The organism is Streptomyces sp. CA-250714 (assembly GCF_050936705.1).
Taxonomy (GTDB): domain Bacteria; phylum Actinomycetota; class Actinomycetes; order Streptomycetales; family Streptomycetaceae; genus Streptomyces.
In genome coordinates, this window is the sequence record NZ_JBNJMI010000002.1 from 3356905 (window position 1) to 3374316 (window position 17412).

Below are 17412 nucleotides of genomic sequence, written 5' to 3' on the forward strand. Positions count from 1 at the left end.
GCGTTGGGCAAGCCGGGTGGCGGTGCGCCTTTGCGCGCCCCGAGCACGGCACGGCGTACCGCCACCCGACTCCGGCGCTCGGGGCCCTGCCCTCGGACGGAGGTTGGCGCCGGACCGCGACCCGTACTCGTCGAGGAACCTCAGGTACCTCGTCGTCCCCTCACGACGAATCGCTCCACCCAAGGGTGATCAAACCGACACGACACGTCAACACCTGGTCTGGACTTTGGGGAGTTTGCCCGTATTGTCCCGGCGCGTGTTCAGCCGAACGCGCCAGCACCGGCCCCTGCCACGTTGACTCGCGCACGCGCGTTCGCGGTAGCGCGTACGTCGTCCTTCGCGCGGGCCCCCTCACTACGGACACCGGCACCCGGACCCGCGCTCGCCTCCCGGTCGGCAGTCGGCGCGGGCTCAGCGGCGGACTCCAGCGGCGCGGTGTCCAGTTCGCACCACACCCGCTTGCCGCCCGGCTCGTGCTCCCAGCCCCAGCGGTCGGCGAGGCCCGAGACGAGTTCGAGACCGCGGCCACCGGTGTCCTCGCCCTCCGCCTGGCGGCGACGCGGCGCACGGCTGCTCGCGTCGGCCACCTCGACCCGCACCGAGCCCACGGCACTGTGCGCCGGACCACCGCCGCACCGCCGAGGCAGCAGCATGCACAGCACGGCCGGACAGCCGGTGTGCACCACCGCGTTGGTGACGAGTTCCGAGATCAGCAGAATCAGCGTCTCGGCAAGGGACTCGTCGGCGTCCACTCCTGCTCCCGCCAGCCGGGCCCTGGCCCACCTCCGGGCGCGCCCCACCTCCGTCGGATCGGATCCGATCTCCAACTGCTCCAGAAGCACCTGCACCGCTCACACCATCCGAACTGGCGGACACATCGCCTCGCGTCTCCAAGTAGTCACGGATTGTGACTCCAGCGAGAACAGCATGGTTGACTCATAGTGATGCCAACAAGCGCTTCAGGCATATTCCGGCGCAAAGGAGTAGACGCACGGCATACTGTGCGACGCCGAGCGCGGGGACTCGAACGAGCCGGTCTGAATCTCGTGGACACCCTTTTGTTCCTTGGTCATCGGGGTCGTCACCGCCTGGCGGCGTGACCCGCGCCTTCCGTCGACGGCCTGCCGCCACCGGCGGCCGCCGTGCTCGCGCCCAGGGAGCGTACCGGAGTGGAATCCGATCTTCCGCTCGCGGTGGTCACTCGGCGAATACAAGACCCCCATAACCCTGCGTAATCACTCTCATCGAATTTCCCGGATGAATACGGCTTTCACCGACACATAGGACGGAGCAGCGCTGAGGCCAATTGCTCCTCAGAAGTCACAGCTGTTCGCCACTGTTCGGTACGCAACCACGCACGTTTCAGGTGCAGATGGACATCGGCCTCCCAGGTGAACCCCATTCCTCCGTGTATCTGCAGACAGTCGCGGGCGTTGCCCACGGCGGCGGCGTCGGCGAGGAGTTTCGCCGCGCAGACCTCCTCGTCGTCCGCGGTGACGGCCGCCGCGTAAACCACACTTCTGGCCGTTTCCGAACGGACCAGCATTCCCGCGCACAGCTGCTGCACCGCCTGGAAGGCACCGATCGGACGGCCGAACTGCTCGCGCTCCCGCGCGTACCCGACGGCCAGCTCCAGCGTCCGGCAGGCGCTGCCCAACTGCTGCGCCGCGGTGAGCAGCACCGCCTCCCGCCGTAATGCCGCTGAGTCAACCGCCGACCGCGCCCCGGTGACGGTGGCGCCCATGCCCTCCGCGGCTTCGGCAACGTCTGCGGCGTCCATGCCCTCCGCAGCTTCGACAACGTCCGCGGCATCCGTGCCCTCAGCCGCTTCCGCGGCGTCCGTGTCCTCCCCCGCCCAGCCATCTATCCGATGCAACGGTGTAAGCGGATCCACCGACCGGATCGGTGCCGCTGTCAGCTCGCCTGGCGCCAGCACCCCCACCTCCTTGCCCTCCCCCAGCAGCAGCACGGCGCCCGCGGCCTCCAGATGTTCGACCAGCGGGGCCGAGTCGCCGTCTCGTCCCGGACACCGCACCCCCTGCTCCGCCGCCGTCACCACGACCGAGCCGTCCGCGGCACCAGCCACCAGTCCCGCGCTGCCCGCCAGATGGCTGGCGACCAGCGGGCCGGGCAGCAGCGCCCGCCCGGCCTCCTCGAACACCAGCACCGCCTCCGGCAGGCCCAGCCCGACGCCGCCCGCACTCTCCGGCGCCCGCAGCGCGAACAGCCCCGACTCCCCCAATTCGCGCCACAGGGCAGCATCGAGCGACGCTCCCTGCTCGGCCCCGTCCACCGCTCCCCTCAGCGCCGCACGGTCGAACCGCGTCTCCAGCAGTTCACGCATGCCGCGCCGCAGCGCCTCCTGGTCCTCCGTCAGCCGGAAGTCCATCCGCGCCGTCACCGTCCCTTCGGGAGGCCGAGGATGCGCTCGGCGACGATGTTGTGCTGGATCTGCGAGGTACCGGCGGCGATCGTGTACGAGAGGGAGGAGAGCCGCTCCAGTGCCCACTCCTCGGCCAGATCGAGCGACCCGGGGCCGAGCACCGCCGCCGCGGCCTCGTACAGTTCCTGCCGCGCGTGCGAGTAGCGCAGTTTGAACACCGAGCCGCCCACTCCTGGAACGCCGGTGCCGCCCTGACGCAGTCCGTGTGCGGCTTCGCTGACGTTCCACTGGATGAGTCGCCACAGTGCGGTGAATTCGGCGTTCAGCCGGCCCAGTCGACGGCGTACTGCTGCGTCGTCCCAACAGCCGTTCTGTCGCGCACGCCGCGCGAGCAGCCGCAGGGTGCGACGGCAGGCCACCACCTCGCCCACGAACGCGGTGCCCCGCTCGAAGGAGAGCGTCACCATGGTGACGCTCCAGCCGTCGTTCTCAGCCCCCACCCGGTTGCAGACGGGCACCCGCACCTCGTCCAGGAACACCTCGGCGAACTCCCGCGATCCGGCGAGGGTGCGCAGCGGCCGTACGGTGACACCCGGCGCGTCCATGGGCAGGGCGAGCCAGCTGATGCCCCGGTGCCGGGGGGCTTCCGGGTCGGTGCGGACGAGGAGTTCGCACCAGTCGGCGACCTCGGCGTGCGAGGTCCAGATCTTGGCGCCGGTCACCACATAGGCATCACCGTCCCGTACCGCCCGGGTGCGCAGCGAGGCCAGATCGGAGCCGGCGTCCGGCTCGGAGAACCCCTGGCACCACACCTCCTCGCCGCGCAGGATCGGCGGCAGCCAGCGGGCGCGCTGCTGAGGGCTGCCCTCGGCCGCGATCGTCGGCCCGGCGTGCAGCAGGCCGACGAATCCGGCACCGACGTACGGCGCCCCGGCCGCTTCCGTCTCCTCCAGGAAGATCAGGTGCTGGGTGGGCGTCGCGCCTTGGCCGCCGGCGTCCTCGGGCCAGTGCAGACCCGCGTAGCCGGCGTCGTACAGCCTGCGCTGCCAGTCCATGTCGTAAGCGCGCCGCGCCGGCCAGTCCAGCGGGTCGGGGCGGGGCGGCAGGGTGGGCAGTACCCGGTCCAGCCAGGCACGCAGCCGCGCCCGGAACGCCTCTTCCTCCTCCGTGTACGCCAGCTCCATGGCCGCTCCCTCACACCGGGCCGAGATCCCTCACGCCGCGCCGAAGTCCCTCACACCAGGTCGAGTTCGAGCATCCGGATGGCGTTGCCGCGCATCAGCTTGTAGACGGTCTCGTCGTCGAGGCCCGCCACGTGTTCCAGGGCGACCTGTTTGGTGTGCGGGAAGGTGGAGTCGACGTGCGGATAGTCGGTCTCGAAGGTGGCGTTGTCGCGGCCGACCGTGTCCAGTGCGGTGACGCCGTGTTTGTCGCGGAAGAAGCAGCAGAAGACCTGCCGGTAGTAGTAGGTGGAGGGCGGCTCGGGGATCAGATCACGGACGCCGCCCCAGGCGCGGTGCTCGGCCCACACGTCGTCGGCACGCTCCAGTGCGTACGGGATCCAGCCCATCTGGCCCTCGCTGTAGGCGAGCTTCAGCCGCGGGTACTTGACGAGCACGCCGCTGAAGAGGAAGTCCATCATCGAGGCCATGGCGTTGTTGAAGGAGAGCGCCGCCTGCACGGCCGGAGGCGCGTCGGGGGAGGCTGCGGGCATCTGCGAGGAAGAGCCGATGTGCATGTTGACGACGGTGCCGGTGTCCTCGCAGACGGCGAAGAAGGGGTCCCAGTAGCCGCTGTGGATGCTGGGCAGGCCCAGGTAGGTGGGGATCTCACTGAAGGTCACAGCCCGCACCCCCCGCGCCGCGTTGCGGCGTATCTCTGCGACGGCCAGCTCGATGTCCCACAGCGGGATGAGGCAGAGCGGGACGAGCCGGCCGCCGCTGTCGCCGCACCACTCCTCGACCATCCAGTCGTTGTAGGCGCGCACGCAGGCCAGGGCGACCTCCTTGTCGTGCGCCTCGGCGAAGGTCTGGCCGCAGAAGCGGGGGAAGGTCGGGAAGCACAGCGACGCCTCCACATGGTTGAGGTCCATGTCCTTGAGGCGTTCGGCCGGGTCCCAGCAGCCGGGCCGCATCTGCTCGCGGGTGATGCCCTCCAGCGTCATCTCGTCCCGGTCGAAACCCACAGCGGCGATGTTGCGCTTGTACGGGAACTTCAGGTCCTCGTAGATCCACCAGTCGGTGGGCGGCCCGTCCGGGTCCATGCTGATCCGGTACTTGCCGCCGACGTACTCCAGCTCGCCGATACCGGCGGTGAGCGGCTTCGGACCGCGGTCCCGGTACTTGGCCGGCAGCCAGGTCTCGAAGAGGTGCGCGGGCTCGATCACATGGTCGTCGACGCTGATGATGCGCGGTAGTTCGGTCACGGGCGTGGCCCCCTCGCCATACCGGCTGCGGTTTCTGATGCCCCGTCAGAAAACTGGAATCAGCAAGAGGCTAGCCCCGCGGACTCTGGACCGACAAGGCGTCTGGCCCTACGCTTCCGGCACAACCTGACGGAGCGTCAGCTTCAGACCGAGGGGGCGGCATGTCCGCTGTCGCACACGAACTCAGCGCCTCGCGCACCTTGTGGGAACTGGTCGTACGGCGGGCCGAGCTCAGCCCCGAAACAACCGCACTCATCCAGGCGACCGACAACCACGTTGACGACAACCGCGTTGACGATGACGACAACGGCGTTGACGACAACCGGGTTGACGACAACAAGGTTGACGATCCCTCCCTCACCTTCGGCGAACTGCGCACCCGCGCCGAGCGCACCGCTGCCGGGCTGTACGAACAGGGAGTGCGCCCCACGCACACCGTCGCCTGGCAGCTGCCCACCCGCATCGAGACCGTCGTGCTCTCCCTCGCCCTGGCCCGGCTCGGCGTACGGCAGACGCCGCTCATCCCGGGCCACCGGGAGCGCGAAGTGGCCCTCGCGCTACGGGCGACCGGCGCCGCCTGGTACATCCACCCCGGTCAGTGGCGCGGCACCGATTACGCCGCACTGGCCGACGGCATCCGCGAGCAGCACGGACCCGCCCCGCGCACGCTGACCGCCTACAACACCCTCCCGGACGCCGGCCCCGGTTCCGTGGCCGCTCTCCCGGAACCTCCCACCGACGGCACAGCAGTGCGCTGGATCTACTGGACCTCCGGCACCACCTCCGAGCCGCGCGGCGTACTCCACACCGACCGCAGCCTCATCGCGGGTGGCTCCTGTCTGGCGCACGCGCTGCGGCTGCGCCCCGGCGACGTCGGCTCGATCGCCTTCCCGTACGCGCACATCGGCGGTCCCGACTATCTGGTGATGCTGCTGCTGTACGGGTTCCCGGCAGTACTGTTCGAGAAGTTCGCGATGCCCGGCGCACTGGCGGGCTACCGGCGCCACGGGGTGACGACAGCGGGCGGCTCGACGGCGTTCTACTCGATGTTCCTGGCCGAACAGCGCAAGCAGCCCGGCGAGAAGCTGCTCCCAGCGCTGCGGCTGCTCGCGGGCGGCGGCGCACCCAAACCCCCCGAGCTCTACCACGAGGTGGTCGCCGAACTGGGCTGCCAACTCACCCACGGATACGGCATGACCGAAGCGCCGATGATCACGATGGGCGCTCCCGACGACACCCCGGAACAGCTCGCCACCACCGAGGGGCGCCCACCCGCCGGGATGGAGATCCGGATCACCGCGCCGGACGGCGAAGTGCTGCCGCCGGGGCACGAGGGAGAGGTCCGGCTGCGCGGCGAGGCGGTGTGCCAGGGCTATCTGGACCCCGACCGGACCGCGGAGGCGTTCGACGCGGACGGCTTCCTGATCACCGGCGATCTGGGCCGGGTCCTGGAGAGCGGGCACCTGGTGCTCACCGGCCGTACCAAGGACATCATCATCCGCAAGGGCGAGAACATCTCGGCCAAGGAGATCGAGCAACTCCTCTACGAACACCCCGCGGTCGCCGACGCGGCCGTTATCGGGCTGCCCGACCCGGAGCGGGGTGAGCGCGTCTGCGCCGTCGTCGAGCAGCCGGACGGGGCGCCGCCGGTCACGCTCGCCGAACTGACCGCGTATCTACGGGGCGAGGGCCTGGCGACCTACAAACTGCCCGAGCAGCTGGAGGTACTGGCGGAGCTGCCGCGCAACGGCACGCTGCGCAAGGTGCTCAAGTACAAGCTGCGGGAGATGTTCGGCTGACCACTGGCACGCGGGCCGACGGCACACGGCCAGCGTCCGGGCCGCACGCGGGCCAACGTCCGGGCCCCACAACGGCCCCGCGGCCAACGTCAGGGCCCCACAAGGCCCCGCGGCCAACGTTCAGACCCCGCAACGACCCTGCGGCCAACGCCCGGACCCCGACGGCCCGCTACCGCCCTCTCACGCCGTGAGCGGGCCTGTGGCGGTGTGCGCTTCGGTGGCCGTGGCCAGGTCCGGGTAACAGTCGAACAGCCGCCGCACCCCCAGCGCCGCGAGCACCCGGTTCACATGGGAACCGTCCTCTGCGCCACGTGCGGGCAGGATCAGCCGCAGCCGTCCCGCACAGGACCGCATCAGCCGCCGCGAGGCGATCAGGACGCCCACTCCGCTGGAATCGCAGAAGAGGACGTCGGACAGGTCGAGCACCAGGCTTCTGCGCCCCTCCGCCACGGCATCGTGCACATGTTGCCGTACCGCGGGTGAGGTGACCAGGTCAAGCTCACCGGAGACCCGGAGCACGGCCCACCCGCCCCGCTCCTCCTCCAGCACCTTCAACGACACTCCCCGCAACCCCTTCGTCGATCGCCTACAACAGTCGGCTGCCCTGGCCTACCCCTCCAAAACTGGTCCCAGGGAAACGACCCTATGCGGTCATGCGGTATTACCCATGGGAACCTGCGAGAACTTGTGGTCACGCACACATAACGCTCGGCAGCATCCGCCACTTCCGCCTCTCGGTTCCCGTCAATTTCCGCTCTACCCAAGCTCTCCGTGACGAAAAGCGCACCCTCGGCAATCTTCCTGGGGCGTGCGTTGCCGCAAAAGAGGCGTGCGCTGTCAGTTGCTCGGACTACATTCGAGGGGTCGACGAGCATCACAAGAGGCGGAAGAGAACGCGAAGGCGGCACCGCCGGACGCGGACCGGGGCGGACGGAGCGCACCCGGAGAACGGAGCGGACCCACACGGAGAACGGAACGGAACGGAAGCGGACGGGAATCGGGACGGCGGAACCGAGGGCTGGGGGCCATCATGGCGAACGACACACCACCGCGCTGGGACCGGAAGATGCAGCAGCGGCTGGCGCGCGGCGAGGCCGCGGCGCTCGGCGAGCTCTACGACCGCTTCGCCTCCCTCGTGCACGGCCTCGCCCACCGGGTGCTGGACGACGAGGAGGCCGCCGACAGCGCCACCCGGGACGTCTTCGCCCACATCTGGGAGAACCCGCACACATTCGACCCGCGTGAAGGCCCCATGCGGTCCTGGATAGCGGAACTGACCCAGCGGATCGCGACCGGCAGGCTGCGGCAGCAGCAGCGCAGCGCCGGGCCCTGCTCCCCTGAGGAGGCCGAGCGGTTCGAGGAGCAGGTGCGTACTGCCGCCACGGCGGCGCGTGCCGACTACATCGTCACCTCCATGCCGTCCTCGCTGCGCGCCGCGCTCGAACTGGCGTACTTCGAGCGCCACGACTACCGGCAAACTGCGCGCACGCTCGGCGTCACCGAGGACGAGGCCCGCCGCCGGCTGCGGCTCGGGCTGCAACTCCTGTCCTCCGCCATGACGAAGCCGGCGATGGCGCCGCCCGGCGCGGGACAACGGCCATGAGCGCGCCGCCGACTCCACCGACGCCACCGGGCCCGGGGCAGCCTGCCGGGCCCGGACCGAACGAGCCGTCCCCCGCCACCGGGACCGCCGAAGCAGCGCCGGAAGGTGAGCTACGGGACCACCGGGTCCTCACCTCGCTCCTCGGTGCCTGGGCGCTGGCAGCCTGCTCGCCGGAGGAGACCGCCGCCGTCGAAGCGCATCTGACCGACTGCGCGCCCTGCGCCGAGGAAGCGCTGCGGCTGCGCGACGCGGTCGGACTGCTGCACTCCGAGGACAGCCTCGATCTCGACCCGATGCTGCGCTCCCGGGTCCTCGAAGGCTGCCTGGACCGCCGCCCCGCCCGGATACCGATGCCGACCTGGGCGGCTCCCTACGACGCGGAGACGGCCAGACTGGACGCGCTGTTGCGCGACATGGCCGAGGAGGAGTGGCGGGCGCCGGTACAGCTGCGCTGGTTCGACGGCGAACGGCAGACCACCCGCGAGACGACCGTGGCCGGCGTCCTCGGTCACCTGCTCGCGGTCGACGGACTGGTCGCGGCCGGCATCGGCCTGCCCGATCCGCTGCCCGCCGACGCCCTCTCCTCCCCACGCGGCGCGGATCCGCAGACCCGTACGGAGGCCTACTGGGCGCTGGGCGACGCCGGTCACCCCACCCCGGCAGCCCGCGAACCGTGGCGGGAGCAGAGCCACGCCATGATCCGCGACGTGTCGTTCCTCGCCGCGGACGACGGCAGCGCGTCGGGAGAGCACACCGCACGCGGGCGGCTCGTCTCCTACGGCAACTTCTCGCTCCCGCTGCGCGACGCGTTCCTGGACCGCGCCTTCGAGTGCTGGATGCACGCCGAGGACATCGCGGAAGCCGTCGACTATCCGTACGCGCCGCCGGGCCCCGCCCATCTCAACCTAATCGTCGATCTGGCGGCCCGGCAGTTGCCCAGCGCGATCGCCGCCCGCCGCCGTAGGGGGCTCGCGCCGCCGCCCCACGGGCTGGCCACGGCCGGTGCGCCCGGCCGAACCCTGCACCTGGAGGTCGAGGGCAACGGTGGCGGCGACTGGTACATCCCGCTGGACTCTCCCGGTGCCCGCGCCTCACCCGAGAGCAAGGTCGCCCATATCGCCCTGGACGGGCTGGAGTTCTGCCAGCTCGCGGCCGGTCATGTGCCGCCGCTCGAAGCCGCCGCCGGACAGGACGGCGATCCGCAGGCCATCCAGGACGTCCTCTACGCCACGGCCTCGCTCTCGCGGCTGTAGCCGAACGCAAGGGCGGCCCACCCATTCGACGACGGGGCTCGGCCCGCCCGTTCGGTCAGGCGAACACCACGGTGCGGTGGCCGTTGAGCAGCACGCGGTGCTCGCTGTGCCACTTCACCGCGCGGGCCAGCGCCTGGCACTCCACGTCCCGGCCGACGGCGACCAACTGCTCGGGGGTGACCTCGTGGCCGACCCGTTCGACCTCCTGCTCGATGATCGGGCCCTCGTCGAGGTCGGCCGTCACATAGTGCGCCGTGGCGCCGATCAGCTTGACGCCGCGCGCGTGCGCCTGGTGGTACGGCTTGGCGCCCTTGAAGCTCGGCAGGAAGGAGTGGTGGATGTTGATGATCCGCCCGGACAGCTGCTTGCACAGATTGTCGGAGAGGACCTGCATATAGCGGGCGAGGACGACAAGTTCGACCTGCTCCGCCTCGACCAGCTCCAGCAGCCGCTCCTCCGCCGCCGCCTTGGTGTCCTTCGTCACAGGGATGTGATGGAAGGGGATGTCGTAGGAGGCGACCAGCTCGGCGAAGTCGGTGTGGTTGGAGACCACGGCGACGATCTCGATGGGGAGCGCGCCGATCCGGGAGCGGAAGAGCAGGTCGTTCAGGCAGTGCCCGAACTTGCTCACCATGAGGACGACCCGCATCTTCTCCTCGGCCCGGTGGATCTGCCAGTCCATCCGGAAGGAGTCGCCGACGGCGGAGAAGCTCGCCCGCAGCTTCTCCACGGTGGTGTTGCCGGTGAAGTGGACGCGCATGAAGAAGAGCCCGGTGTCGCGGTCCCCGAACTGCTGGCTGTCCTCGATGTTGCAGCCCGTCATGAACAGATAACTGGAGACGGCATGCACGATGCCCTGGTTGTCCGGGCACGAGAGGGTGAGGACGAACTGACCCGCCTGCTCTTTTTCAGCCTTTTCAGCGGTTTCGGCAGGGCTGTCGGTGACGGGGTGCGACTGGCTCATGGCCTCAAGACTGGCACATCGCGGCGGATGCCTCGCACGCAGTGCTCCCGGTCACACCGTCCTGAGCATGATCGCCAGGACCTCCAGCGAGCGCGGCGGCTCGTCCGGGTCCTCCCCGTCGTTGCCGGCGAGCAGTACGTGCGCCTCCCGCGCCGCCTGTACGGCCTCGGGCCACGCCGGGTGTTCCAGGTACGAGGCGACCGGGGCGTCGGCGCCGACCTGGTGCATGATGCGCAGCACCCGCAGCACGGCCGCGTCCACGAGCTGGGCTTCCTGCGCGTCCCGGAAGATCGTTCCGACGTACTTCTCCGCCGACCAGTTGTCCAGCCAGGTGTCCTCGACCAGACGGTAGACGGCATCCGTGACATCGCCGTATCCGGGGCGTCCGGCCAGCCAGCACTCGTGCTGGAAGGTCTGGTCGGAGAGCATGTGCAGCGCCGAGCGCACATTGCTGCGCCAGCGCCACCAAGGCACGTCGTTGACAGGCATGCCGCCTATGGTGGTGGAACGACGGCCACGTCGGGAAGACTTCACGGAACCTGCTTGCTGCATGGTTACCGACCATACGTTCCCCACACCGGGTGCCCGGCGTGGGGCCTCGCTCCGACGCGGAGCCCGCTCACAGCCTGACGCGGGGCCCGCTCACAGCGCGCTGAACTGCCGCTCCGTGAGGCCGTACTTCTTCGCCGTCGGGTTCCACAGCGCCGCCGCCTTCTTCTTCGCGGTGGTCGCCTTGCCGCTGGCACTGTTGCCCGCGGCGAGCCGCTGAGTGTGCTTGGCCTTGCCCTTGTGGCAGCCCTTCTTCCGCGCCACCTGGTCCGCCCAGGCCGCGTAGTGGCTGTCCGCGGCGGCCGAGGACCGCCAGGCACTCTTGAGCGCGGAGTTCAGTGCCGCGCTCTGCGGGATCCGGTCCGTCTTCAGCTCGCCGAGCCGCCGCACCAGCCCGGAGCGCTGCTTGGCCGCGGCCCGCAGGTCGGTCGCCGCCTTGCCCAGCGCTTTGCAGGCCCTGATGTTCTGCACGGAACGGACGACCGTGGAGCGGCTGTTGTTGCTGTCGGCCAACAGCGCGTCCAGCTTCTTGGCCTGCCCCTCTGCCGGGTCGGGCGCCGCGGAGGACTTCTCCCCCGCGGGAGCGCTGGACGCCTTCGGCTTGCCGCCGTCGGAATCCTCGCCGCCGCCGTTCGCGAGCAGGAGGCCGACGACGAGGCCGATCAACGCGACGCCCACCATGCCGCCCCCGATCAGCAGCCACGGAGGCGTCTTGCGCCGCCCCCGGCCGGCATCGCGCCGCGCTGCCCGGCCGCCCGGTCGCGGCTCGTACTGCTGGGAGCCCTGCTGCGGATAGCCATAGCCTCCGGCGCCGCTCTGGGGCCCCGGCGGCTGCTGCGGGTAGCCGTAGCCACCGGGCTGGGCGCCGGGCTGGGGGTAGCCGTAGCCGCCACGCTGGGCGCCGGGCTGCGGATAGCCGTAGCCGCGCGGCGGGGCCTGCTGCTGCGCGGCCTGGTCGAATATCGGCAGGCTCTGTGTGGAGCCCGGTTCGTCGCTGCCCGCCGCGCGCTGCCCGGGGCCCGTGGGACGCGGGGAATCGGACCTGAAGAGGTTGTCGAACTCCGGCAGCGGGCGCCGCGCACCCGGCTCCCCGGCGCCCGGCCCTCCGGTACCGGCGACGCCGGGTGCGGCGGCACCGGTCGCGCCGCCCGCGCCGGTCATGGGCGGAAGCATCTGGGTCGCCTCGGAGTCGCTGTCCACACCGCCCGCGACGGGAGGCAGATACTGCGTGGCCTCGCTGTCCGCACCACCGCCCGTCGGCCCGGCGGGCTGCTGCGGCGGCAACATCTGAGTGCCGTCCTCCGCGCCGACGGAGCCACCGGAGGACGGCTGACTCGTCGGGAAAGGCGGCAGCATCTGGGTGGCGTCGCTGTCACCGACCCCGCCCGGCGCCGCCCCCTGCGGCGGGGCGGCGGGCGGCACGGGCGGGGCAGCGGGTGGGGCGGGCGGCGCAGCAGGTGGGGCCGGCATCGCGTGCCGCCCGGAACCACCCGAGGCACCTGACGACGGCTGCGGCTGCTGTGGCGGCAGCGCGTGGGAGCCGCCCGCCGAGGACGTCCCGTACGGCTCCGGCAGACCCCCGCCCGGCTGCCCGTACCCAGGACTGCCGGACGGCATCGCGCCCGGACCGTCCGGCAGCGGCATCGCCCCCGGACGCTGCTGAGCGCCGGGGCTGTCGGGAAGCGGCATCGCGCCCGGAGGGGTGGCCGGGGGCAGCGGTCCCGCGTCGGGCGGTGACGGCGGATGCGGGGAGGTCCCCCCGGGCGGAGTCCGGGGGAGGGCCGGGGCGCCCTCCGGCGGCAGGGGCAGCGATCCGCCGGGGGCCTCCTCCGGCGGGGCACCCCAGTAGCCGGGGGAACCCTCCGGGGCGCCACTCTCCGGGGTGCCGCGGGCCGCCTCGGAGCCGGGGCCCCAGGGCTCGCCCCATGGCTGCCCGGCGGGCGGCCGTACGCGCTCGCGTTCGGCCTGGCGCTGCTGCTGAGGAGTCCAAGGGTCGCCGTTGGCAGGCAGCACGACACCCTCGTACGGGGTCGTGGAGGCGGGCAGGGGGTCACCGGCGGAGCCGGAAGTCCCGTCCTGTCCGCGTCCGTTGTGCGTTGTCACCGAGACTCCTCGTTCGCATGGCTAGCGGAAGCGTCGGCTCACGCTACCGGGTCACACCAACGGGGGACCACGCACCCAGATGTGCGGACACCCTTCCTTCACCTGATGTCGCCATGAAGCGCCCAGAAGGGGGCGTACGCCGCACATCGCACAGCCACTCACACAGCCCTCGCAGCCATCACACGCGGCAGCGCATCGACAGCACACAGGTGACAGCTCAGGCACCTCACGCCACCGCGGCCGGCTCCAGACTCTCGTGGAACTCACGCACCACGGGCTCGTCCCGGTAGGGCTCCAGCCGCTGCCGGAAGTCGTCCAGATACTCCGCACCCCGGTCCGAGCGCAGCCCGGCGAGCAGCTGCGCCGCCTGCCCGGCGGTATGGCAGGCACGTTCCACCTCGCGCTGCTGCACCTGTGCGTCCGCCAGCAGGAACAGTCCGATCGCACGCCGTCGCGCCCGTCCCTCCGGATGCCCTGTGACGGCTTCCTCCGCGCGTGCTGCCGCGCTCTCGGCCTGGCCCAGGTCGCGGTGGCAGTGGGCGAACTCATCCGCGAGGTAGGCACGGTCGAAGTGGGCGATCCAGGGCGGGTCGTCACCCGAGTCGGCTGCCGCGTCGGCGCCGTCCATCGCCGTCGTGGCCCGGCTGACGGCGCCCTGACAGGCGCGCGCGTCCCCCATCAGCGCGTGCCCGCGCGCCTCCGCGGCGTGGAACATCGCCTCCACACGCGGTGTCACCCGCCCGCGCGCCCCCTCCTGCGCGGCACGCGCCAACTGTGCGATCTCGCGCGGGTTTCCCAGCGAAGCGGCCAGATGGCTCATCCCGGCGGCGAGCACATAGCCGCCGTACGCACGGTCCCCGGCCGCCTGGGCCAGCCGCAGGGACTGGATGTAGTAGCGCTGGGCCAGCCCGTGCTGGCCGGTGTCCACGGCCATGTAGCCCGCCAGTTCCGTCAGCCGGGCGACGGTGGCGAACAGCGACCGGCCGACCGCCTCCTGGTAGGAGCCGGCGAGCAGTCCGGAGACGACGCTGTTGAGGTAGTGCACCACCACGGGCCGGATGTGGCCGCTGCCGTAGCGGTGGTCGAGCTCGGAGAGCGCCTCGGTCATCGCCTGTACGGCCGCCACGTCCGCGGTGCCCACCCGGGCTCCGGAGGAGCGGGCGACCTGGTGGTCGGGCTGGGTGATCAGCCAGTCCCGGCTCGGCTCGACCAGCGCTGAGGCGGCCACGGTCGAGCCGGTCAGGAAGTCCCTGCGGCCGACGTCGCTGCGCCACAGTTCGCAGACCTGCTCGACGGCGCCGACGACGGTGGGGGCGAACTGGAGGCCCACCCCGGAGGCCAGGTTCTTGCCGTTGGCCATGCCGATCTCGTCGATCGTCACCGTACGGCCCAGCTTGCGGCCGAGGGCCTCGGCGATGATGCCGGGGGCACGCCCGCGCGGCTGCTGCCCGCGCAGCCAGCGCGCGACGGAGGTCTTGTCGTAGCGCAGATCCAGTCCGTGCTCGGCGCCGCACATGTTGACACGGCGGGCGAGACCCGCGTTGGAGCACCCGGCTTCCTGGATGAGCGCTTGCAGCCTTTCGTTGGGCTGCCTCGCGACGAGCGGCCTGGCGGCCATGCGATCCCCCTCAGTGGTTTCCGTGGTGCGGACCCGGCTTGATCACTGCTCCTTGATCGGTGCATATGCCCGTGATCCCCGGCAAACCCCTCCCTTCACCGCGCAATGCACCGGAGAGGGACTACCCACCCAAGACCGCTCTTCTGTGCACGCGCCCCTACACATGCCCCCATGCGCCGTTCCGAGCGCGGGCTGACCCCTGGGCTGCGGGAACAGCGAGGGCACGGCCGTCGCATGCGCCGTCGCGCCTCGACCCGCCCCGTTCCGCCCCCGTAACCCCTCCGAGGGACGAAAGTTGTGATGGTCGTGGAAGAGACCATCACCTTTACCTCTGGAGCGACCACGAACACGCGCCTTCCCCGACAGCGGACGACACCGGCCGCGCCATCCGCACCGCCCCTCGAACACGCGGTGCGCTACACCCAGGAGCGGGCCTGGGACGTCTTTCCCGGCACCTGGCTGGAGACGGTGGACGGCGTCCCGCGCTGCGCCTGCGGCGAGCCCGCCTGCCCCGCGCCCGGCGCACACCCCGCCCGCGCACGCTGGGCGGACGAGACGACGGGGAGCGCGACGACTGTGCGCCAGTTGTGGGCGACCGAGCCGCGCGCCGCCGTCCTGCTGCCGACCGGCCGGGCCTTCGACGCGCTGGAGGTCTCGGAGGCCGTGGGCTGTCTGGCGCTCGCCCGGCTGGAGCGGATGGACCAGCCGCTGGGCCCGGTCACCTGCACCCCGGACGGCCGGATGCTCTTCTTCGTCCTCCCCGGCGTCGCCACCAAGGTTCCCGCCACCCTGCGCCGCCTGGGCTGGTCCCCCACCACACTGGACCTGCGGACCAAGGGCGCGGGCGACTGGGTGGCCGCCCCGCCCACCCGGCTGGGCACCCGCGGAGCCGTCCAATGGGCGCGTGAGCCCAACGCCGCCAACCGCTGGCTCCCGGACGCCGACGAACTGCTCCCCACCCTCGCCTACGCCTGCGGCCGCGAAGCCGCCATCGGCCCACGCGCCGCGACGAGCGCCCCGCGCACCCCGGCGGCGCCCGCCGCGCCGGTGCCAGGGCCGGGCCCCGGGGCGGGCCCCGGCCGGATGCCGCCGGTGAGCAGGGCCCCCGGCCCGGGAAGGCCGGCACAGGGTGTGCCTGGAAGCCCGCGCGGAGCAGCCGGGACGGTACGGCGGGCGCCACGAACGGGGCGGTGAGCGGGCAGTTGATGGGCGGCGAACCAGGGCGTGTCCGGCGGATGTTGACGCGCCTTCTCCGTTGTTCCGGTGAGGGGGTGCCCCTGTCCGGCGCCCGCGGGCTGCGGGTTTGTTGTGGCTGGTCGCGCAGTTCCCCGCGCCCCTTACGGGGCGCGCCCCCAGGTCAGGTGCCGGCGGGGAGCGCGGCTTGGAGGAAAGGTTCCACGACGCGGCGCCAGTCCTCGGGCTGGTCGTAGTGGATCAGGTGTCCGGCCTCGGTCACTTCCGCGTAGATACCGCGTGGCAGCACCCGCACCATCTCCTGGGCCTCGGCGCGGCCCAACTCGCCGTCGAGGCCGCGGACCACGAGAGTGGGGCAGCGGACCTGGGCCAACTCGTCCCAGTGCGCGTCGTACACCCACCCCTCGCGGACCCGCATCATCACCTCCGGCGAGAACACGGGCCGCCAGCCGTCCTCCCCCTCGGTCATCACCTCGGCGAAGAACTCACCGCGCGAGGGCCGGGAACGCTCCAGCGAGGGGTCGTCCTCACCGAACCATCTACGGACGTCCGCGAGGGTCGCGAAAGGGACGGGCCAGGACTTGAACCACTCCTCCCACTCACGCTGCGACTGCTCGCCGAGCGCCGAGGCCCGCATATCGCTGATCACCAGGGCCTGGACGAGATCGGGGCGCTTGGCGGCGAGTTGCCAGGCGGTCAGCGCGCCCATGGCGTGGCCGACCAGCGCCACCGGGGCCAACTCCAGCTGTTCGAGCGCGGCCTCCGCGTCGGCGACGTACGCCTCCCGGTCATAGCGGCCCTCGCCCGGTTTGCCGCTGCGGCCGTGGCCGCGCTGGTCGAGGGCGACAGCGCGGTAGCGGTCGGTGAGCCAACGGGCCGTGCCCGCCCAGTGCGAGGCGCGGCCCATCAGTCCGTGCAGTAAAAGCACGCCCGGCGGTTTGCGGCGCGGCGTCTCCGGGTCCTGGCCGGCGCCAGGGGCCCGGCGCTTCCCACCCACCCCGCCCGTCACGCCCGGCGCGGCGGCACCGGCCAGGGCCTCGGGGCCGGCCTTGGGCGGGTCGGCGAACTCCCAGGCCGCCAGCCGGATTCCGTCCGCCCCCGTCACATCGATCCGTCGCACCATGCGTCGTGACACCCCCACTCCTGTGACCGCCGCGTCAGACTATCGAACCTTTATTCGAACAGCCGGGCCTCACGGCGAATACCCCACCTTCGAGTGACACGGCTGCGGGGTTGCCTGTCGTCCCTCGGGGGAGACAGGAACCGGGAGGGCGGCAGACCCTGAGAGCTCGGGGCTCCGGGTTGCCGCGGGGGGACATGGGGAGGCGGGGCTCCGGCGGCCGAAGGCACCGGAGCCCCGGCTGCTCAACCGCCCCGCCCGGGGCGGCGCGGGGCCCGCGGAACACAGCATCGATGGCTCCCCTTCCGCCAGCGACAGCGTCGCACGGCACACACACGGCCGCTCATGTTCGGGCAACTCTGGTACGACCGGAAGAATTTGGGAAGATGCCCACCCGCTGG

General features: G+C 71.5%; 13 protein-coding genes and 1 pseudogene. 4 read left to right on the forward strand and 10 right to left on the reverse strand.

Features of this window, described 5'->3' with window-relative positions:
- Positions 1 to 260 precede the first annotated feature (260 nt).
- The 4 genes from ACQEU8_RS33870 to ACQEU8_RS33885 form a co-directional block, all read right to left on the reverse strand.
- Positions 261 to 848, reverse strand: coding sequence for an ATP-binding protein (locus ACQEU8_RS33870; protein WP_433107967.1), 588 nt, complete (start codon positions 846 to 848; stop codon positions 261 to 263).
- 422 nt (positions 849 to 1270) lie between these two features.
- Positions 1271 to 2389 (reverse strand): acyl-CoA dehydrogenase family protein, encoded by a 1119-nt coding sequence (locus ACQEU8_RS33875; RefSeq protein ID WP_433108915.1) that lies wholly within the window; start codon positions 2387 to 2389, stop codon positions 1271 to 1273.
- An 8-nt stretch (positions 2390 to 2397) separates the two neighbouring features.
- A complete protein-coding gene (locus tag ACQEU8_RS33880) occupies positions 2398 to 3567 on the reverse strand; it encodes an acyl-CoA dehydrogenase family protein (protein ID WP_433107969.1) in 1170 nt (389 codons plus the stop codon).
- A gap of 50 nt (positions 3568 to 3617) precedes the next feature.
- Positions 3618 to 4808 carry an amidohydrolase family protein gene (locus ACQEU8_RS33885; protein WP_433107971.1) on the reverse strand — a complete coding sequence of 397 codons (1191 nt, stop codon included), beginning with the start codon at positions 4806 to 4808 and terminating at the stop codon, positions 3618 to 3620.
- A gap of 161 nt (positions 4809 to 4969) precedes the next feature.
- Here ACQEU8_RS33885 and ACQEU8_RS33890 point away from each other — a divergent pair, with 161 nt between their 5' ends.
- Positions 4970 to 6607, forward strand: a complete 1638-nt coding sequence (locus ACQEU8_RS33890) for a class I adenylate-forming enzyme family protein (RefSeq protein WP_433107973.1) — start codon at positions 4970 to 4972, stop codon at positions 6605 to 6607.
- 180 nt (positions 6608 to 6787) lie between these two features.
- Here ACQEU8_RS33890 and ACQEU8_RS33895 read toward each other — a convergent pair whose 3' ends face one another.
- Positions 6788 to 7168: an STAS domain-containing protein gene (locus ACQEU8_RS33895; RefSeq protein WP_180289671.1), complete on the reverse strand. Its 381-nt coding sequence runs from the start codon at positions 7166 to 7168 to the stop codon at positions 6788 to 6790.
- Between the two features lie 469 nt (positions 7169 to 7637).
- On the opposite strand from ACQEU8_RS33895, the gene ACQEU8_RS33900 reads away from it, so the two are divergent.
- A complete protein-coding gene (locus ACQEU8_RS33900) occupies positions 7638 to 8210 on the forward strand; it encodes a sigma-70 family RNA polymerase sigma factor (RefSeq protein ID WP_433107976.1) in 573 nt (190 codons plus the stop codon).
- A complete protein-coding gene (locus ACQEU8_RS33905) occupies positions 8207 to 9463 on the forward strand; it encodes a zf-HC2 domain-containing protein (protein WP_433107978.1) in 1257 nt (418 codons plus the stop codon). Before ACQEU8_RS33900 ends, ACQEU8_RS33905 begins: the two co-directional genes overlap by 4 nt.
- A 55-nt stretch (positions 9464 to 9518) precedes the next feature.
- On the opposite strand, the gene purU is transcribed toward ACQEU8_RS33905, so the two are convergent.
- The 4 genes from purU to ACQEU8_RS33925 all read right to left on the reverse strand — a co-directional run bounded on the left by purU (position 9519) and on the right by ACQEU8_RS33925 (position 14697).
- A complete protein-coding gene (gene purU / locus ACQEU8_RS33910) occupies positions 9519 to 10427 on the reverse strand; it encodes a formyltetrahydrofolate deformylase (RefSeq protein ID WP_433107980.1) in 909 nt (302 codons plus the stop codon).
- 51 nt (positions 10428 to 10478) lie between these two features.
- Positions 10479 to 10979: an SCO4402 family protein gene (locus tag ACQEU8_RS33915; protein WP_433107982.1), complete on the reverse strand. Its 501-nt coding sequence runs from the start codon at positions 10977 to 10979 to the stop codon at positions 10479 to 10481.
- Between the two features lie 90 nt (positions 10980 to 11069).
- Positions 11070 to 13079: a hypothetical protein gene (locus ACQEU8_RS33920; protein WP_433107984.1), complete on the reverse strand. Its 2010-nt coding sequence runs from the start codon at positions 13077 to 13079 to the stop codon at positions 11070 to 11072.
- A 226-nt stretch (positions 13080 to 13305) separates the two neighbouring features.
- Positions 13306 to 14697, reverse strand: a complete 1392-nt coding sequence (locus ACQEU8_RS33925) for a transcriptional regulator (protein ID WP_433107986.1) — start codon at positions 14695 to 14697, stop codon at positions 13306 to 13308.
- 300 nt (positions 14698 to 14997) lie between these two features.
- Here ACQEU8_RS33925 and ACQEU8_RS33930 point away from each other — a divergent pair.
- Positions 14998 to 15687 (forward strand): annotated as a pseudogene (locus tag ACQEU8_RS33930) (bifunctional DNA primase/polymerase); the annotation flags it as partial.
- Positions 15688 to 16054: 367 nt separating this feature from the next.
- Here ACQEU8_RS33930 and ACQEU8_RS33935 read toward each other — a convergent pair.
- Positions 16055 to 17014, reverse strand: a complete 960-nt coding sequence (locus ACQEU8_RS33935; RefSeq protein WP_433107988.1) for an alpha/beta fold hydrolase — start codon at positions 17012 to 17014, stop codon at positions 16055 to 16057.
- Positions 17015 to 17412: the final 398 nt, after the last annotated feature.